This is a genomic window from Vibrio sp. R10-SG-ISO4 (assembly GCF_059834135.1).
On record NZ_JCBDHJ010000017.1, the window covers coordinates 1 to 17,052 of the forward strand.

15 protein-coding genes and 1 pseudogene are annotated in these 17,052 nt (G+C 47.9%); 8 read left to right on the top strand and 8 right to left on the bottom strand.

Annotated elements, in window-relative coordinates:
- Positions 1-214 (bottom strand): annotated as a pseudogene (locus tag AC6R03_RS10695) (acetoacetate--CoA ligase); the annotation flags it as partial.
- A 225-nt stretch (positions 215-439) separates the two neighbouring features.
- Here AC6R03_RS10695 and phhA point away from each other — a divergent pair.
- Both phhA and AC6R03_RS10705 read left to right on the top strand, forming a co-directional pair.
- Complete coding sequence (gene phhA, locus AC6R03_RS10700; RefSeq protein WP_500630722.1) at positions 440-1,234, top strand: phenylalanine 4-monooxygenase; 795 nt, start codon at positions 440-442, stop codon at positions 1,232-1,234.
- Entirely contained in the window at positions 1,224-1,550 is a 327-nt protein-coding gene (locus tag AC6R03_RS10705) for a 4a-hydroxytetrahydrobiopterin dehydratase (protein ID WP_500630723.1), read from the top strand. The genes phhA and AC6R03_RS10705 overlap by 11 nt, the downstream gene beginning before the upstream one ends.
- 68 nt (positions 1,551-1,618) lie before the next feature.
- Here AC6R03_RS10705 and AC6R03_RS10710 read toward each other — a convergent pair whose 3' ends face one another.
- Positions 1,619-1,933 (bottom strand): hypothetical protein, encoded by a 315-nt coding sequence (locus tag AC6R03_RS10710; protein WP_334552078.1) that lies wholly within the window; start codon positions 1,931-1,933, stop codon positions 1,619-1,621.
- A gap of 225 nt (positions 1,934-2,158) precedes the next feature.
- Here AC6R03_RS10710 and AC6R03_RS10715 point away from each other — a divergent pair, with 225 nt between their 5' ends.
- The 5 genes from AC6R03_RS10715 to AC6R03_RS10735 all read left to right on the top strand — a co-directional run bounded on the left by AC6R03_RS10715 (position 2,159) and on the right by AC6R03_RS10735 (position 8,603).
- Positions 2,159-2,824 (top strand): SH3 domain-containing protein, encoded by a 666-nt coding sequence (locus tag AC6R03_RS10715; protein ID WP_500630724.1) that lies wholly within the window; start codon positions 2,159-2,161, stop codon positions 2,822-2,824.
- Between the two features lie 241 nt (positions 2,825-3,065).
- On the top strand, positions 3,066-4,841 hold the full coding sequence (locus tag AC6R03_RS10720; protein WP_500630818.1) for an extracellular solute-binding protein: 1,776 nt from the start codon (positions 3,066-3,068) through the stop codon (positions 4,839-4,841).
- A 41-nt stretch (positions 4,842-4,882) separates the two neighbouring features.
- On the top strand, positions 4,883-5,971 hold the full coding sequence (locus AC6R03_RS10725) for a microcin C ABC transporter permease YejB (protein ID WP_500629389.1): 1,089 nt from the start codon (positions 4,883-4,885) through the stop codon (positions 5,969-5,971).
- On the top strand, positions 5,971-7,008 hold the full coding sequence (locus tag AC6R03_RS10730; RefSeq protein WP_334552075.1) for an ABC transporter permease: 1,038 nt from the start codon (positions 5,971-5,973) through the stop codon (positions 7,006-7,008). Before AC6R03_RS10725 ends, AC6R03_RS10730 begins: the two co-directional genes overlap by 1 nt.
- A gap of 2 nt (positions 7,009-7,010) precedes the next feature.
- The gene (locus AC6R03_RS10735; protein WP_500630725.1) at positions 7,011-8,603 is read left to right on the top strand and encodes an ABC transporter ATP-binding protein; all 1,593 of its coding nucleotides are present in this window, start codon (positions 7,011-7,013) and stop codon (positions 8,601-8,603) included.
- Positions 8,604-8,685: 82 nt separating this feature from the next.
- Here AC6R03_RS10735 and AC6R03_RS10740 read toward each other — a convergent pair whose 3' ends face one another.
- Entirely contained in the window at positions 8,686-10,464 is a 1,779-nt protein-coding gene (locus AC6R03_RS10740) for an EAL domain-containing protein (protein ID WP_500630726.1), read from the bottom strand.
- A 303-nt stretch (positions 10,465-10,767) separates the two neighbouring features.
- Between AC6R03_RS10740 and AC6R03_RS10745 the strand changes: the two genes are divergently transcribed.
- Positions 10,768-11,664: a LysR family transcriptional regulator gene (locus AC6R03_RS10745; protein ID WP_500630727.1), complete on the top strand. Its 897-nt coding sequence runs from the start codon at positions 10,768-10,770 to the stop codon at positions 11,662-11,664.
- 11 nt (positions 11,665-11,675) lie between these two features.
- Here the strand turns inward: AC6R03_RS10745 and AC6R03_RS10750 are convergent, their stop codons facing one another.
- The 5 genes from AC6R03_RS10750 to AC6R03_RS10770 form a co-directional block, all read right to left on the bottom strand.
- Positions 11,676-12,290 (bottom strand): response regulator, encoded by a 615-nt coding sequence (locus AC6R03_RS10750; protein ID WP_500630728.1) that lies wholly within the window; start codon positions 12,288-12,290, stop codon positions 11,676-11,678.
- Positions 12,291-12,456: 166 nt separating this feature from the next.
- On the bottom strand, positions 12,457-12,957 hold the full coding sequence (locus AC6R03_RS10755) for an RNA-binding S4 domain-containing protein (protein ID WP_500630729.1): 501 nt from the start codon (positions 12,955-12,957) through the stop codon (positions 12,457-12,459).
- An 89-nt stretch (positions 12,958-13,046) separates the two neighbouring features.
- Positions 13,047-13,433 carry a Cu(I)-responsive transcriptional regulator gene (gene cueR, locus AC6R03_RS10760; protein WP_500630730.1) on the bottom strand — a complete coding sequence of 129 codons (387 nt, stop codon included), beginning with the start codon at positions 13,431-13,433 and terminating at the stop codon, positions 13,047-13,049.
- Positions 13,434-13,603: 170 nt separating this feature from the next.
- Positions 13,604-14,731, bottom strand: a complete 1,128-nt coding sequence (locus AC6R03_RS10765) for a porin (protein ID WP_500630819.1) — start codon at positions 14,729-14,731, stop codon at positions 13,604-13,606.
- A gap of 364 nt (positions 14,732-15,095) precedes the next feature.
- On the bottom strand, positions 15,096-16,709 hold the full coding sequence (locus AC6R03_RS10770; protein ID WP_500630731.1) for a putative bifunctional diguanylate cyclase/phosphodiesterase: 1,614 nt from the start codon (positions 16,707-16,709) through the stop codon (positions 15,096-15,098).
- Between the last annotated feature and the right edge of the window lie 343 nt (positions 16,710-17,052).

A 17,052-nucleotide genomic window follows, 5' to 3' on the forward strand; every position in this document is an offset into this window, starting at 1 on the left:
CACCGCGATAGCCAATCACGTCACAGACTTGCCAAATTTCGAGCCAAAACTGGTTAGGGTTTTCAACAGACCAAGTATGCAAATCCTGATAAGACTCAATAGCTTGGCCTTGCATGTTGATGTGCTGAATGAATTGCGCCATGTTGGCGTTACGTTGTCGCTCAGTCGTGGGTGACCAAAGCAGTTCGGGGGAGAGAGCAGAAGAGTCAGTCATTGGCGTATCCAGCACGTTTATTGTTTTCGTTGTTTTGATTTTTGGTGCAAATATCGCCAAAGTCAAACCTTGCACTTCTTTTCATATCCATGAAAAACAAGTAAAAAAACGGAAAATGTAAAATATTTGTTACGTTGGGTTGGGCGGAGATTGAACAAGCCATGATTGTCACGCAATGTCGGTGTGGATACGCTTTATGTAACAAAATTGTTATGGATTGACATCATGACCTCGTATCACTCTAAGCCTGTCGATGCGCAAGGGCAGATCGCCTGGACGGCAGAAGAACATCAGATTTGGCAAGCCTTAGTTGAGCGCCAGTTGGCGGTCGTACAAAACCGCGCATGCCAAGCCTACCTAGATGGCCTTAAGCTGCTGGATTTGCCCTGCGATCGGGTCCCGGCACTGCGCGACATTAACCGCGTACTCGCCAGAGAAACTGGCTGGCAAGTGGAGCCAGTGGCAGCGTTGATCAGTTTTGATAAGTTCTTTGCGCTCTTGGCGCAACGGAAGTTTCCTGTCGCGACGTTTTTACGCTCACGACAAGAGTTCGACTACCTCCAAGAGCCAGATTTTTTTCATGAAATATTCGGCCATTGCGCCATGCTTACTCATCCCGATTTTGCCGCTTTCACGCACACCTATGGCCAAATGGGGTTAGCGGCAACACCAGAAGAGCGTGTCTATCTCGCAAGATTGTACTGGTTTACGGTTGAGTTCGGCTTGGTGAAAGAAGCCGGGGCCACCAAGATTTACGGCGGGGGGATTCTCTCTTCGCCCGGTGAAACCGTGTATGCATTGGATGACGCGAGTGCAAAACGAACCCCTTTTGATCTCCATACTGTGCTGCGGACGCCCTATCGAATTGACATCATGCAGCCACAATATTTTGTTTTAGAGGATCTTAAGCAGTTGTATACCCTGAGCAACATGGACTTAATGGCCCACGTCAAGCAGGCAATGCAAGCTGGCTTACTCCCTCCACTATTTGAACCAAAGGAAATCTCCCATGTTGAATGAATTGCGTTGTGAAGCGTGCCACAGTGATGCCACCCCCCTCGGCTCTGAGGAACGAAGATTGCTATTAACGGAGTTGGAGGGATGGAAAATCGTTGATCGAGACGGCATCCCCCAATTGGAAAAAGTGTATCGCTTTAAAAACTATCAACTGGCGTGGGCCTTCGCCAATAAAGTCTCTCAGCTTGCTGAAGAGGAGTTCCACCACCCCTCACTACTGTTGGAGTGGGGAAAGGTCACCGTCACCTGGTGGAGCCATTCCATCAAAGGCTTGCACCAAAACGACTTTATCTGCGCGGCCAAGTGTGACCGCTTTTAACGGATAGCATAACGCCCCTCACTAGCATTCGGCTTGTGAGGGGCGTCGTCTTTTCTCAGTGCGGCGTATTAGTTTGCGGTCAGGTAACGCTGCTCTTTGGCGAGTGTTTTATCGCCATCAATAATTTCGAACGTGAAAGTGCGGCCGTTATCAAACAAGTTAGCGGCGTAGAATGTTCCTTTTGAACCACTGACGAAATGTTTGACACCGTTGCCACGGACTGTGACGTCAACACCACTGACGGGTTGTCCGTTGTCAAGTACCGTGACGATTGCGCCGTGATTTGCTGTTGCTACATCAAGGGTGTAGTTGTGGCTGTCGGCAGCAAATGCTGATGTTGCAGTAACCAAAGAGAGTGCAAGAGTGGTGATGATAGTTTTCATAGAGTATTCCTCAACAAGTAGGTGGAATTAAGTTTGCTGGAGTCTATCTCAGCGCTTGATAGGAATATTAAATGTGATTTTGGTCACGAAAAATCATGGTTTTTAGTTGGACTAGTTCGAAAAAATTGAATGTAGTTTTGTTTAACTTGTGTACAAAGCTAAAGAGTTACTGATAATGGTCGCTATACTCTTTACAGTAACGACAAAGCGCTTGCGTATGGAACTATGAAAAAAATCATCATGGTGTTGTTGCTGCTTGTCGGTATTGCTTGTGCCGGTGGCGGCTATTACATCTTTTATTATAAGCCTCAACAAGATGCGTTGGCACTCGCCGCACAAGAGTCGGAGCCCGAGGCACCAAAGCCTGTGGAAAAAAAAGCGCCACCTGAGCCAGAACCCGAGCCCATCACAGATTATTACGTGAACCCAGCCAAACTTGGGGTGCGTGAGCAACCCGATGAACAGGCGTTTATCGAGAGTGTTGTGTATCGCGGCGATAAACTGCATGTTTTGGAAAAAAAAGACGGTTGGGGACGCATTTCCCCCTATTACGTGTATGAAGAAGGGGGGCCGGAAGTCGCTGAGTGGGTGCCGATGGAGGCACTGCTCGAGGTTGCGCCCACGATTACTCGTGAAGAGCGTATTGAGACGGTCAGTGGCTACATCGAAAATTCCGACGATTTTAAAATCTTTTTTGACCGCTTTATCCAGTCCACCGACAGTTTGCTCAAAGAGGGGACGTGCTCGCCAGAAGACTTTGAAGAGTTGGGCGGTTGGGTGCGTTCTGTTACCTTCAGTAGCGACGATATCTACTTTGTCTATTGCGGCGGTTTGAAACAGGCGAACAAAATTTATCTCAACGCGCAAACGGGCGAAATCTTCTATCGCTGATCCCCAAACACATTGACGAAACCATGACGCACAGATGCTTACATCTTGGCGGGAGTTACGTATATACTTATCCAAGTATTTGAATTGCTAAACTATGTGCTCTGAGTACGGTCTTGTGCTCATAGTTTGATGGACATAGTAGGCTTAACGAGGTCGAGTTGGCCTCGTTGACAGGAAAGGATAATAAAGGGAGAGAACGATGGGCACGATCACGCGCACCCTAGTTGCCGTCGCGTTTGCGATGCACATGGCCACGTCATATGCGGCTGTCATTGAAACAACGACACTGGTGGGATTTGGTGAAGCAAAATATCCGCAAGATTTCACCCACTTTGATTATGTCAATCCAGACGCCCCAAAATATGGCAAAGTGACGTATGGACAAGTCGGCACGTTCGACAACTTTAACCGTTACGCTTCTCGCGGGGTTGCGGCGGCGGCCAGTGGCGAGCTATACGATCCCTTAATGTTCTCTCCAAGCGATGAGATCGATGCTTATTACCCCTTAATTGCACAGCGTGTCCGATACTCGGATGACTACCGCTGGTTAGAGCTCGACATCAACCCGAAAGCACGCTTTCACGACGGTCAGCCTATTACTGCGCACGATGTCGCCTTTACCTTCGATAAGTTTATGAAAGAGGGGGTGCCGCAATACCGCGTCTATTATCAAGACATTCAATCTGTGACCGCTAAAGATGATCTCACGGTGCGCATTGAGATGGCGACGCCCAATCGAGAAAAGTTGTTTAGCTTTGCGCAGTCCACACGCGTGTTGCCCAAACATTTTTGGCAGGACAAAAACCTCTCCGAACCGTTATCGACGCCACCTATCGGCAGTGGTGCCTATCAAGTCACCGATTATCAATCTGGCCAGAGCGTCACCTATTCACTGGTAGAGGATTACTGGGCACGCGATCTTCCCGTCAATGTGGGGCGCGATAACTTTGCGCAGATTCAATACGACTATTACCGCGATGACACCGTGATGCTCGAGGCGTTTAAAGCGGGCGAATTTGATTTTCGTCTCGAGAATTCCGCCAAGTTTTGGGCGAATTCTTACACCGGGATCAACTTTGATAAGGGATACATTGTTAAACAAGAGATCCCTCATGAGAAGCCAGAGAACACCCAAGGGTTCGTGTTTAACACCCAGCGTGATCTGTTTAGCGACCCAAAGGTTCGAGAAGCACTCTCTTACGCGATGGACTTTGAGTGGATGAACAAAAACATGTTCTATGGTCAATACAGTCGCACGCGCAGCTACTTTCAAAATACTGACTATGAAGCTAAAGGGCTTCCTGATGAGGACGAATTAGCGGTGCTTGAACCTTATAAATCTCAAGTGCCAGCGCGAGTGTTTACCCAGGAGTATCAGCCGCCAGTCACCGACGGCAGTGGTCGAATTCGCGCCCAGCTTAGAGTGGCGTTTAAACTGCTCGATGAAGCGGGTTGGGCACTTAAAGACAAAGTGATGACGAACAAAGAGACCGGTCAACCGCTCACCTTTGAACTGCTGATATACAGTCCAACCACGGAGCGTATTGCGATTCCATTGCAAAAAAATCTCAAGCTCATGGGCGTAGAGATGAACATTCGCTCGGTGGATACCACCCAATATATCAAACGCTTGCGTGACCGAGATTTTGACATGGTGTCATCGTCTTACAGCGCCAATCCTTATCCAAGTCCGAACTTAATGATCGTTTGGAACTCCAACTACATTGACTCCACCTACAACACTGCCGGTGTGATGGACCCCGTCGTGGATGCGTTGACGCTTGAGATTTCCAACAGTCAGCAAGATACGCAGGCGTTGTTGTCACTGGGTAAGGCGCTCGATCGCGTACTCCAATGGAACTTTTATGTGATTCCACAGTGGCATGTTGGCGAGTACCGCGTTGCGATGTGGGATAAGTTTGGACGCCCATCTGTGACGCCCAAATACGACCTTGGCGTTGACACTTGGTGGGTCGATAAACAAAAAGCGGACAAATTGCCAGAAAAGCGCCGCTAAACCTGTAAGGCGATATTGACCAAGGCCAATTCGAGGGAAACATGGCAGCGTATATATTTCGACGACTTTTGTTGGTGATCCCCACCTTGTGGGCGATCATCACCATCAATTTCTTTATTATTCAAATAGCGCCAGGTGGCCCTGTCGAGCAAGCGTTAGCCCAGATGGAAGGGCTCGGTTCTGGTGTTATGGAGCGTTTTGCCGGCGGTGGGAGCGAAGTCGACCTGAGTGTCTCCAATGACAATGCCGTGAGTGGTTATAAAGGCTCTCGCGGTTTGGATCCCGAAGTGGTGGAGGCGATTAAAGTCCAGTTTGGTTTTGATAAGCCGCTACTTGAGCGCTATGTCGAGATGCTCAAAAACTACGCGACTTTTAATTTTGGTGAAAGTCTGTTTAAAGGCGGTAACGTCATCGATTTGATTGTCGAGCGGTTGCCCGTCTCCATCTCCCTCGGGCTTTGGAGTACGTTGATCATCTATCTGATCTCGATTCCTTTGGGGATTCTAAAAGCGATTCATCATGGTAGTCGCTTTGATATTTGGTCCAGTGCACTGGTGATCATCGGTTACGCCATTCCCGGTTTCTTGTTCGCCATCATCCTTATTATTTTGTTTGCCAGTGGCAACTACTTCAGCTGGTTTCCCTTGCGTGGCTTGGTGTCGGCCAATTTTGAGCAGCTGAGTTGGTATGAACAAATCCTCGACTATTTTTGGCATTTGGCGCTGCCGATTTGTGCGATGGTGATTGGCGGCTTTGCGACGCTCAGCATGCTGACCAAGAACTCGTTTCTGGATGAGATCAACAAACAGTATGTAGTGACGGCGCGGGCAAAAGGATTGGACGACCGCTCTATCTTGTACAAACACGTATTTCGTAACGCCATGCTTATCATTATCGCGGGTTTTCCTGCGGCATTTATCAGCATCTTTTTTACTGGTTCGATGCTGATTGAAGTCATGTTCTCTCTTGAGGGCATAGGTCTACTCGGTTTCGAGTCGACCATACAGCGGGATTATCCGGTGGTGTTTAGCTCGCTCTACATTATGACGCTGCTCGGACTGTTGCTGAGTATTATTTCCGATCTGACCTATACCTGGGTTGACCCAAGAATTGATTTTGAGGCGCGCTAATGCAAGCGAAGAAAAGACGTAACCCGCTCAACGAAGCTCGCTGGCAACGCTTTAAGGCTAATAAGCGCGGATTTTGGTCGTTGTGGATCTTCTTGGTTTTATTTACCGTGAGTTTGTTTGCCGAGCTGATTGCCAACGATAAGCCATTGCTGGTGGAGTATGATCAGCAGTGGTATTTTCCTATCGTTCAACAATACGCAGAAACGGAGTTTGGCGGTGAGTTTGAGACCGAAGCCGATTACACCGATCCGTATGTGATCGAGCTTATTGAAGAGAAGGGCTATCTGATTTGGCCTCTGATCCGTTTCAGTTACGATACGATCAATTTTGATATTTCCGGTAGCGTGCCATCGGCGCCCGATAGCGTCAATTGGCTCGGCACGGATGACAAAGGCCGCGACGTACTGGCCCGAATTATTTACGGTTTTCGAATTTCGGTGCTGTTTGGTTTTGTGTTGACCATCATTTCCAGCGTGATTGGTGTTGCCGTCGGCGCGACGCAAGGCTACTACGGTGGTTGGCTGGATCTGTTGGGTCAGCGTTTTATCGAAATTTGGTCCGGAATGCCGACCCTATTTTTATTGATCATTTTGTCGAGCTTTGTCGAGCCGAATTTCTGGTGGTTACTGGGGATTATGGTGGCCTTCAGTTGGATGAGCTTAGTTGGCGTGGTGCGCGCCGAATTCTTACGTTGCCGAAATTTTGATTATGTCCGCGCCGCGCATGCGATGGGCGTCAGCGACGGGCGCATCATGCGTCGCCACATGTTGCCCAATGCGATGGTCGCCTCACTGACCATGATGCCGTTTATCTTATCCGGTTCGGTCACAACATTAACCTCGCTTGACTTCCTTGGCTTTGGTTTACCGGCCGGTTCGCCATCACTGGGTGAGTTACTGGCGCAAGGTAAAGCCAATTTGCAGGCGCCGTGGCTCGGTTTTTCGGCCTTCTTTGTTCTCTCTATCATGCTAACCTTGCTCGTTTTCGTCGGCGAAGCGGTACGTGACGCGTTTGACCCCCACCACCAAGGACGATAATCATGAGTACTCCTATTTTACACATAGACGGTTTATCGGTGGGCTTTGGCGCCGGTGATGCGCCTCTGACGGTCACCCATCAAGTGTCACTCAATGTCGCCAAAGGGGAGACGCTCGCCTTGGTCGGCGAGAGCGGCTCAGGTAAGTCGGTGACAGCCAATTCGATTCTCAAGTTGTTGCCAAAAGGTTCAGCCCATTATCTGGAAGGAAGCATTCAGTTTGATGGCATTGACATGCTCAGTTGTTCAGAGCGTCAGTTACGTGGTATTCGCGGCGGTCGAATTGGGATGATTTTCCAAGAGCCTATGGTGTCGTTAAATCCGCTGCATAAGGTGGGCAAACAACTGGTTGAGACCTTAGCGATTCACCGTGGCATGCGTACGACTCAAGCGCAACAGCGAGCCATTGAGTGGCTAGGAAAAGTCGGAATTCGTCACCCTGAGCAAAAAATACAAGCCTATCCGCATGAGTTGTCGGGGGGAGAACGTCAGCGCGTGATGATTGCGATGGCGTTAATTAATGAGCCTGAGCTGCTGATTGCCGATGAGCCGACGACGGCGCTCGATGTCTCTGTCCAAGCGCAAATTCTGGATCTGCTCAAAGCTCTGCAACAAGAGATGGGCATGGCGATGCTGTTTATCACCCATGATCTGAGTATCGTTCGCCGTATTGCGGACCGAGTGGCCGTCATGCAACACGGACATTTAGTCGAGACAGGGGAGTGCAAAGCGATCTTTCAAAACCCGACCCACCCCTACACGCAAAAGCTGATTCACTCAGACCCGAGAGGCTTACCTGTTCCGGTTGAACCTGACTCGCCCGCTTTGTTGACAGTGGATCAGTTGAGAGTGTGGTTTCCCATCACGGGTGGTCTGTTTAAGCGGGTGGTGGATCACGTGAAAGCCGTGACAGAGATGAGCTTTACTTTACGCAAAGGTCACTCCATTGGATTGGTTGGCGAGAGTGGATCGGGGAAATCGACCACAGGTATGGCGATTCTCAAATTGGTTCACTCTCAAGGGTATATTGAATATCAAGGACACGCATTGGACACGTTCGATCGCGCGGGTATGCTGCCATTTCGCAGCAAAATGCAAGTGGTGTTTCAAGACCCGTTCTCAGCGCTCAACCCAAGAATGTCGGTGGCTGAAGTGATTGGGGAAGGATTGCGCGTGCACAAGCAATGGAGTGATGAAGAGGTCGATGAACAAATCTGCGAAGTGATGAAAGAAGTGGATTTGGATCCGAATACTCGTCACCGTTATCCCAATGAGTTTTCCGGTGGGCAGCGTCAGCGCATCGCCATCGCTCGAGCGTTGGTGCTCAAGCCAGAATTCATTTTGCTTGATGAGCCGACCTCGTCACTCGATAGAACCGTGCAAGCTCAAGTGCTCGATTTGCTCAAATCGCTGCAAGAGAAGTATCAGCTGAGCTATTTGTTCATTAGCCACGATCTCAATGTCGTGAAATCCTTGTGCCATTACACCATAGTGATGAAACAGGGGCAGATTGTCGATCAAGGGGAGACGCAGCAGCTGTTTACCTCTCCCGCTCACCCTTATACGCAGGAGCTGGTCTCGCTGTCGTCGTTTTAGCGAGTCAGCGTGTTTTATATAGCAAGCTATTGGGGCCAGTATCAGTGGGCTGGCCAAACGGTGTAGTATCGCCCTGTCGCGATTAAATGGTGGTGTAGCGGCTGGCGCTTGCCAGAGAGAGCGGTTTTGAAAACCAATAGCCTTGCAAATAGGACGCGCCCATATCTGTGAAGATTCGCTGCATTTCGGCGCTCTCTATTCCCTCAATGACAATATCGACGCTGTAGCTTTTGCACAGCTTAGTGATGAAGGCGAGATACTCGAAGGTAGCGGGGTTTTGCAGCGAGCGCCACGCGATGGATTTGTCGACTTTGATCTGTTTTAGCGGCAGGTCAAAAAAACTATTGAGAGAGCTGTAGCCGGATCCGAAATCGTCTAACGAGAGTAAGAAACCATAACCATTGAGGCGGTAGAGTTGGTCAAAAGCACTCTGATTGCCATCAAGGATGATGGTTTCTGTCAGCTCTAGCACAATACTGCTCGTAGGCACGCCGTAGTGGTCTGCCATGGTTTTAATTTTTTTCGGAAAATCCTGTTGCAGCAACTGCAATACGGATACGTTGATATTCACCCGAACGCTCGATTGATGTTGCTGTGAGTAGGCTTTGATGAACTCGCAGGCTTTGGCAAACACAAAGTAGCCCAATTCAGACACTAAGCCTTTCTTTTCCGCTAGCGCTATAAATTCGTCGGGGTAAATTTCTCCCATCTCGCGGCTTTTCCAGCGTACGAGTGCTTCAAAGCTGGCCACGCGGTTTTGCTGGGTACAAATAATAGGCTGAAACTTCACGTTCAGCGTTTCACCTTGAATTGCCTCACCAAGTTCACGTTCGATGTAGAAGTGGCGATCGACCTTATCTTTGGTTTTGTCATCATAAACGCTGATGATTCCGTCACCTTGTTCCACTGCAAAGTGGCAGGTACGCGCAGCGATTTTAAGGGTATCTTCAGGCGCGGCATCGGTAGGGAAGTTAGGGTAGATGCCTATCACCATATCACGGCCGTACAACACGCCCTGTTCGTTGAGCGCATTTTGGTACTGCGTAATAATGCGCTGGGCGAGATCGTTCAGTGCAGCGGTGGTGTAGTCACCTTGACATAGAATCACAAAGTCATCAGAGCGAATACGGTAAATATCCACCAACACATCAGGCAGTGTTTTTAGGCTGATCAACAGGTGATTGAGCACATCGCGCATACTCTGTGAGCCATACAGGCTAAGGTAGGTACGCAGATCGCTAACATGGATATTCAGTAGATGATACTGTTCGCCCACCGGCGCGGTCAGCTGGTTGAGATCGAGGGTCAATTTTTGCTCGTTGGCAAGGCCTGTCGGAATATCAAACAGCGACGTGTGACGTAAAAACGCTTCCATATCTTTTTGTTGTGAGATGTCTTTGTGGCACCCAACCATAAAACGCTTACCGTTGATGGTTTTGGTGATAGACGTCGCTTCTAGCCAAACGTAGTCGCCGGTGGTGGCACGAATACGATATTGCGTGGTCATTTTGAGGTTGTCTTGCGCGATGTGCTCATTGACGCGACCATCGAGCATTTCTCTGTCCAATGGATGCACCAGTTTCAGCCAATCATTCAAACAAGAATGGCCGGTATTGATGCCAAATCGGCGATAAAAGGCGGGGCTATAAAAGCAGACATGTTCATTGTCAGATATGTAAAAGATACCGTCATTAAACACATCAAACATGTGCTTAAAGTGGTTGTCCATTAGGCCGTCGAGCTGAGCGCCAGAGAGAGGATGCTCAGCGTTATGGTCAATCGACTCTACCGCACCGCCGCTTTCAGCCTCTTCTGCAGCTTTGAGCGTATCAAACAGACTGTGGATGGTGTACTTAGACATATCGAAATAAAGACCTAGCCTTAGATTGCTTAATCATTGATTTTATTGTGGTTATCTGCGTTAAGCAAAAATTTTGAATATTGTTTCATACATTTGATGCTACTGCCAACAAGAAGCGCGTTAACTGATAACGATTCTCTATTAATTTTGATATAGATGCAGTGAATAGACCATATTATTGAGTGATTATTCAATAATATTGATGAATGTGTGAAGAGAATCACCTAAGGCGCTGCGCATTGGCGAGTATAGTGGATTGTGCTACGGTGGCATTATCCAAAACTATCAAACTCGTCTCTTATTATGAAGTCTCAGCTTGATCTCAATTTACTTAAAGTATTGCTGCTGTTGGCGAAACATAAGCAGTTAAAACCGGTCGCAAAAGAGTTGGGAAAAACCGAAAGTGCGGTTAGTAAGCATCTCGCTAAGTTGCGAGAGCAGCTTGGTGACCCTTTATTTGTCAGAGGAGCACACGAGTTTGAGCCCACTGAGTTCACGCTCAAGCTTTTGCCTGGTGTTGAGCAAGGATTGGAGCTTATCCAATATTCGGTACAAGACAAAACGTTTGAACCTCAGTTGTATCAAAAGCCGATAAAAATCGCTTTGCCGAGCGTGGTGCAATATTTGGTAGGTAAAGATCTTCTGATTGACTTGCTCGACACGTTCCCACGCGCGCCGATTGATATCACCACTTGGAATGACTATTCGGTCAGCCACATTCTTGACGATAAAGTCGATATTGGCGTTCAATACTTTAACGGTGACTTGACGAAGAACCTCTACCAGCACAGGCTCGGGCAGTGTGATGCCAGTATTATCTGCGCCAAGCGCTATGCTGGGCGAACTCTAGACGATTTGCTAGCGATGCCGTTTGTATTAATGGAAATGAAAGGGTGGCAGCATTCGAAAGCCGCCACCAAAGTGGCATTGGCAGAGCGCGGCATTGCCATTAATGACATCGCGACCGTAGACAATATGACCTGTTTGTTTGAGGTACTTGATGAAATCGAGTGCGCTGCTTTCTTACCTAAGCTTCCCGCGCTGACCAAGCGGCCAAATCTGGCGGTGACTGTGCTCCCTGACAGCCTTATGGGAACGCCGCTGCCCCCGATTGTCAGCATATCTCGCTTAAAGAATCGAGGGAGCCCATTACACGATCTGCTGGTGAGTAAACTCAAGCAGCACGTGTTCTCCGGTTAAATCTATCGTACTTAGGCGGCGAGCTGACTTTGCAGACGAGTCAACTCGATGATGGACTCAACTTGGTATTTATCGAGAATGCGGGTCTTATAGGTGCTAATGGTTTTCGAGCTCAAAGAGAGCAGCTCAGAAATCCGCTTGTTCGAGTAGCCTTGAATCAAGTAGTTGAGAACGATGGTTTCTCGACTTGAAAGCGCCGGATGTTTTGCACTTTGGTCAGCGTCTTGCTTGAAAACCAAGTAGCCACGCACCACGCTATTGATCGATTCGGCAATGGTGGTGGTCGATTCTGTTTTTAACACAAACCCATTGGCGCCAATTTTATGCGCAGTATCGGAATAGAGTGGGTGATGGTGGCCTGAGACAAAAACAATTTTGCCTGTGTAACCGCGAGCTCGGGCGCGGCGCACAAATTCAAAACCGTCAGAGTTGTCGAGTTCAACATCAAGCACCACCAAATGACAGGGGTGTTGACGCAAATATTGCAGTGCGCTGAGTGATGAGCTGGTCGCTTCCACCTGCGCATTCGGAAAAAGTGTTTCAATGACCTGAGTAAGGGCTTCTTGAAACATGGGCTGACGGTCGATGATGAGTGTGGTAAACGGTGTGTTGAGCTGTGCGTTCATCTTTCTTTTATCTCTCTTATTGATTTACGTGAAACGCATCCATGCACTAATCGATGGCGTTAATGTAATCCAAATCTGAAAGACGGTGTGGAAAAGAGGAATTTCCGTTTCGGAAAGTTAGTCAGCGGCATGTCAACGGGGTCAACATGCCGACCATATCAATCGCTTAGAAGAAGTCGATCGACTTACGTCCGCCACTTTTGCTTGGTGTTGGCTTATCGGGTGTCGATGATGTTTGTGCGCTCGCTGGTTCAGGCTTGTGCGAAGGGCTCTGCTCTGGCGCCCGAGTCGAGGCTACGGACTTCTCTTCCTCAAGTTCCAGTGCGCTTGGCTGCGTGGCATCCACCGGATTCTCGATGTCGTGCTCTTCGCCTGTGTCATCAGCGTAGTAGTAGTCGTTGACACCGCTGCTTTCACCATCGGCACAAATGATGATGTAGTACTGCTGGTTGAACTCAATCAAATCGCCGTCCATGATCTTACGGCGTTTGCGCGTTTCTATTTCACCATTCACCGCGACATAGCCTTCAGAGATAATGTGCTTGGCTTCACCGCCACCACTGACGAGATTGGCAATTTTAAAGATCTTATAAAGCTCAATAGGTTGCGAGTCGATTTCAATACCGATCGCTTCAATTTCAATCTCTTCTGACTCATACTCAGACATAACGGGTTCTCACAAATCCTGATGCTAAACGTTTCTTGCATTACTATAATCGTGCCGCGCAGTGTACTGGCATCGACCAAAGATGCAATCTATTGCGTTAAATCTTTAATGATCGGGCACTCACTGCTCGCATCACCTGGGCAAGCAGCGACCCACTCTTTGAGCTGCTTTTCAATCTCTTGCAACTGGCGAATCTTGTTTTGCACTTCATCCAGTTTGACTTGTGCTCTGGCTTTCACTTCACTGCTTTTACGCTGCGGGTTGTGCGCCAGTTGGACGAACTCCTTACATTCTTGCAAAGAGAAACCGGCGTTTTTGGCTCTCGAGATTAAGTTCAGCTCTTGAACCTGTTGCTCGCCATACTCCCGATAGCCGGAATCACTGCGACTTGGCGGGGTAATGAGGCCTTTTTCCTCATACAGGCGGATAGACTTGCTGGATAGGCCAGTCAGTTCTGCAACGCTGCCAATGTTCATGCGCTCTCCTTTCGTCTCATGTTTGGCTATGTTGTACTACGAAATGATCGCTGATGCACTTATCTAGTGCCCAAAATATCTTGGGCCCAAAACGAAAAAGCTCACCCCGAAAGGGGTGAGCATAGCTAGCAATATTCGCCAGCAAATAAGGACAGTCGTTTACCTAGAACTTATAGGTAGATACGTGCGCCGATAACCCACATGTCGTCAGTGTCAACTTTCACGTTTTGTGGTTTGTCGTTTAGATCGAACTGGTAAGCTGTGTAACCTACGAAGTTTGGCTTGAAGTTGTATTCAACTTGTAGAGCCATCTCTTCGCGAAGGGTTTCTTTGCTAGAGCTTGATTTATCTTCTTTGCCTTCAACCATTTCGTAGTTGATGCTGAAGTTTAGGCTGTTTGGTAGAGCGTAAGCTACAAGGAACTCGTATGCTGTACTTTCTTCCATAAGGAAACGCTCTACACCTTTAGCAGTGTCGTTTTTGTATGTCTCAGAGCCTGATTGCATAAATTCATTTGAAGCGTAAACACCTGCAACATACAAGCCTTTACCGTAGGTGCCGTACGCAGCTGATACTACGTGAGACTGAGCTGTCTCCGTTTCACCAAACATTTTGATGTCGCCGCTGTTGTATGCATAACCTAGTTTTGCACCCATTAGCTCGTAACTTACAGTAGCTTGAACGCGATCTTTAACTTGAGTTTTGTAGCCAAATTTTACAGACGCGTTAGTGTCACCTGTTACATCTGACCCCTCGTCAGTGTAGATGTCGTAAGTGGTTTGGCTGCCTTGCCAAGCAAGACCAAAGTTTAGTGCGCCTGCTTCATCTAGATCAATACCGTTACGGTAAGAGATCATGTTCTCGCCACGACCAGTACCAAATGCACCGTGGTTGTCGTAGATAAAGTCGTTAGCAAACGCGATTGGCATATCTGCTACGCCCGCTACGTCGTAGTAAGGTGCCCACTGAGTACCTGCTACTGCGCGGCCGAAATCTTCATGAGTTAAACCAACGTAACCAAGACGAGTTGTGAAAGTGTTGTCACCGCCGTCTAGGTAGTTCAGTTGCCATTCGCCGCGAGCGTCAGCTGTGAAGCCGTTGCCTAGGTCTTGAGTAGCGGTAAAGTTGATGCGTGGAGAGTTAGAACCAACGCCAGTGTCGCCTTGCTCAGAACCGTTTAGGTTAACTGATACGTGACCGCCAACGGCGAAAGTCGTGCCGTCGTTGTTGTAAAGCTCAACCGCCATTGCTGTTGAAGAAAGAGAGGCAATGGCTACTGCAAGAATCGTTTTTTTCATCATAAAGTCCATATTGAATCAGCCCATTCGATAAACGTAACGAAATGAGCGGGTTATCACGTTTGATTACGTGGGATGCACTTTATCTTGAAAGTTCGATGAAGCTCTCAAAAACATGATAAAACGTTAGAGATTTGAAATTACAAACAAAAACAGCAGGTTACAGGTAGTGTTTTGTGTTTTTATATTTTTTATTGGTTATTTTTAGAATGTTTTTAGGCGAAGGTGAATATGGTGGGTTTTGTGCTTTTTTGCTCTTATATAGGTCGTGAATGAGTGGGTGCGAAATTTTACCTTTAGCTAACTGGTTGTACCTGTCAATTTCTACAAACATAACTTTTTGAACGGTGGTTTGAGCCCCTTGTTAGAGGCTATGGGATTGAGTGAGTGGGGCCGCTGTCTGAGTCGTGTGGTCATGAGTCCAACGAATGGCTTGGTCAAGCGCCATGGCTGGGCTGTAGTAATACCCTTGGATATAGTCGCAGCCATAGCCTTTCAGTGTGCGAAGCACCGATTGATCTTCCACGCCCTCGGCAACCACGGTATACCCTAAGCCGTGCGCCAAGGTGATGGCGTTGGCGACAATAGAGTCGTTGCGATCATTGGTGTCCAGTTGATACAAAAAAGAGCGGTCGATTTTGATTTGATCGACGGGCAAGTCACGCAATAAAGAGAGAGAAGAGTAGCCGGTACCAAAGTCATCCAAGCTGATTTTGAACCCTAACGCCCGAATCGAAGAGAGCAGTTTCTCTGGGCTGTGCAAACGGTTGATGGCGGTACTTTCCGTTATTTCCAGTACGATGTAATCGGTAATCGCCGGGTGTTCGTCAACCAATTCACGCAGTTGATTGACCAAACCTTGGCCCATCAAATCTTTGGCGGACAGGTTAATGTGAACAGGATAATGAATGCCACTTTGCTGAAATTGCGCAATATCCCGCGTCACTCGTTTTAGCACCCAATTGGTGATTGAAACGATTTTGTGGCTCTGCTCGGCAATCGGGATAAAGTCGACGGGGCTAATCACCGTACCGTCATCTTTTATCCAACGAATCAGGGCTTCATAACCACACACCGCCTCTTTTTTACTATTGATGATCGGTTGATAGAAAATTTGGAACTCGTTGGTTTCGAGTGCCGCATCAATCTGACGTGAGATCTGCAGCTTTTGTTTCGCCCCTTGGTACATGCGCTCATCATAATGGGCAATGAGGCTGCCGTTATTTTTCGCCCAATACATCGCCATATCAGCGGATTTCATCAACGCTTCGGCGCTCAGCCCATGATCGGGAAAGCGGCTAATGCCAATCGCCGCGCTGCTTGTCAGCTCAAATCCTTCTAGCAGAAAGGGTTGGCTCAACGCTTTGTTGATCTTCTTGGCCAATTTAAGCCCTTCTGTTCGATGCTCTAGCTTGGCAATCACCGCAAATTCATCACCACCAAGACGCGCCAACATCGCATCTTGACCCATCAAGGCACTCAATCTGTGACCGATTTGAATCAAGAGTTGATCACCACAAAAATGGCCCATGCCGTCATTGACTTGTTTGAAGTTGACAATATCGAGCAGCAGAAACTGAAAAGTGCGCCCGTTGACAATGTACTCATCTAAGGCGTCGATACAGTACTTGCGATTGGGCAACCCGGTGAGCGAGTCATGCAGTGAGTTGTACTTCTCTTGCTCGGCCAAATCCTTTAGGCGAGAAATGCTGCTTAAACTAAAGCGTGTCACCATAAAGACGAACACGCTGCCGGCAAAAAGAATGCTGCTGAGTGCAAACATCACATGACCGACATCACTGTCATTAAGCAAAATAAGGAAAATGGCACTGTAGCCAGCGATAAAAAGAAAGATCAGTAATGTCAGCAACCGCCAACCAATGTAGCGAGTGTTGTTGCAGATCTCACGCGCGGTCGCAAGGCTAGCGGTGAGTAGGAGAATGCCAAGGGCAATAAAGCTTATCGCAATGGTTGACACATTTATCTCTCATCAGCGGATTAACAGCAAAGTAGGGCAGCATCACGGGTACGCAATTGACTGAACACTGCTTTTTTAAAGTGTAGGCATGTTCTCGCGGGAATACCAAACGGCGTCTCATCCGATGTTTGCAACATTTAGGGTTTACGCTTGCCTTTTGTCAGATAAGAACACTCTATAGAGCCTAAAGTCGGTGACAATTTGTATTAATTTTTAGCTAAGAAAAAATTCAGACTTTGCGGCAGATCAATAAATTTTATCTGATTTGTTTAATGTTGATAAAATTAGTTGAAAGATTAAAAAAATATTGAATAATGATTTTAAGTAGATGAAGCAGACGGCT

Bases quoted from the DNA above. Each gene is read 5' to 3' on its own strand.
- AC6R03_RS10735 (WP_500630725.1), top strand. From the start codon at position 7,011: ATGAGTACTCCTATTTTACACATAGACGGTTTATCGGTGGGCTTTGGC.
- AC6R03_RS10720 (WP_500630818.1), top strand. From the start codon at position 3,066: ATGCACATGGCCACGTCATATGCGGCTGTCATTGAAACAACGACACTG.
- AC6R03_RS10745 (WP_500630727.1), top strand. From the start codon at position 10,768: ATGAAGTCTCAGCTTGATCTCAATTTACTTAAAGTATTGCTGCTGTTG.
- AC6R03_RS10715 (WP_500630724.1), top strand. From the start codon at position 2,159: ATGAAAAAAATCATCATGGTGTTGTTGCTGCTTGTCGGTATTGCTTGT.
- AC6R03_RS10705 (WP_500630723.1), top strand. From the start codon at position 1,224: ATGTTGAATGAATTGCGTTGTGAAGCGTGCCACAGTGATGCCACCCCC.
- AC6R03_RS10765 (WP_500630819.1), bottom strand. From the start codon at position 14,731: ATGAAAAAAACGATTCTTGCAGTAGCCATTGCCTCTCTTTCTTCAACA.
- phhA (WP_500630722.1), top strand. From the start codon at position 440: ATGACCTCGTATCACTCTAAGCCTGTCGATGCGCAAGGGCAGATCGCC.
- AC6R03_RS10710 (WP_334552078.1), bottom strand. From the start codon at position 1,933: ATGAAAACTATCATCACCACTCTTGCACTCTCTTTGGTTACTGCAACA.
- AC6R03_RS10740 (WP_500630726.1), bottom strand. From the start codon at position 10,464: ATGTCTAAGTACACCATCCACAGTCTGTTTGATACGCTCAAAGCTGCA.
- AC6R03_RS10750 (WP_500630728.1), bottom strand. From the start codon at position 12,290: ATGAACGCACAGCTCAACACACCGTTTACCACACTCATCATCGACCGT.
- AC6R03_RS10755 (WP_500630729.1), bottom strand. From the start codon at position 12,957: ATGTCTGAGTATGAGTCAGAAGAGATTGAAATTGAAGCGATCGGTATT.
- AC6R03_RS10730 (WP_334552075.1), top strand. From the start codon at position 5,971: ATGCAAGCGAAGAAAAGACGTAACCCGCTCAACGAAGCTCGCTGGCAA.
- cueR (WP_500630730.1), bottom strand. From the start codon at position 13,433: ATGAACATTGGCAGCGTTGCAGAACTGACTGGCCTATCCAGCAAGTCT.
- AC6R03_RS10725 (WP_500629389.1), top strand. From the start codon at position 4,883: ATGGCAGCGTATATATTTCGACGACTTTTGTTGGTGATCCCCACCTTG.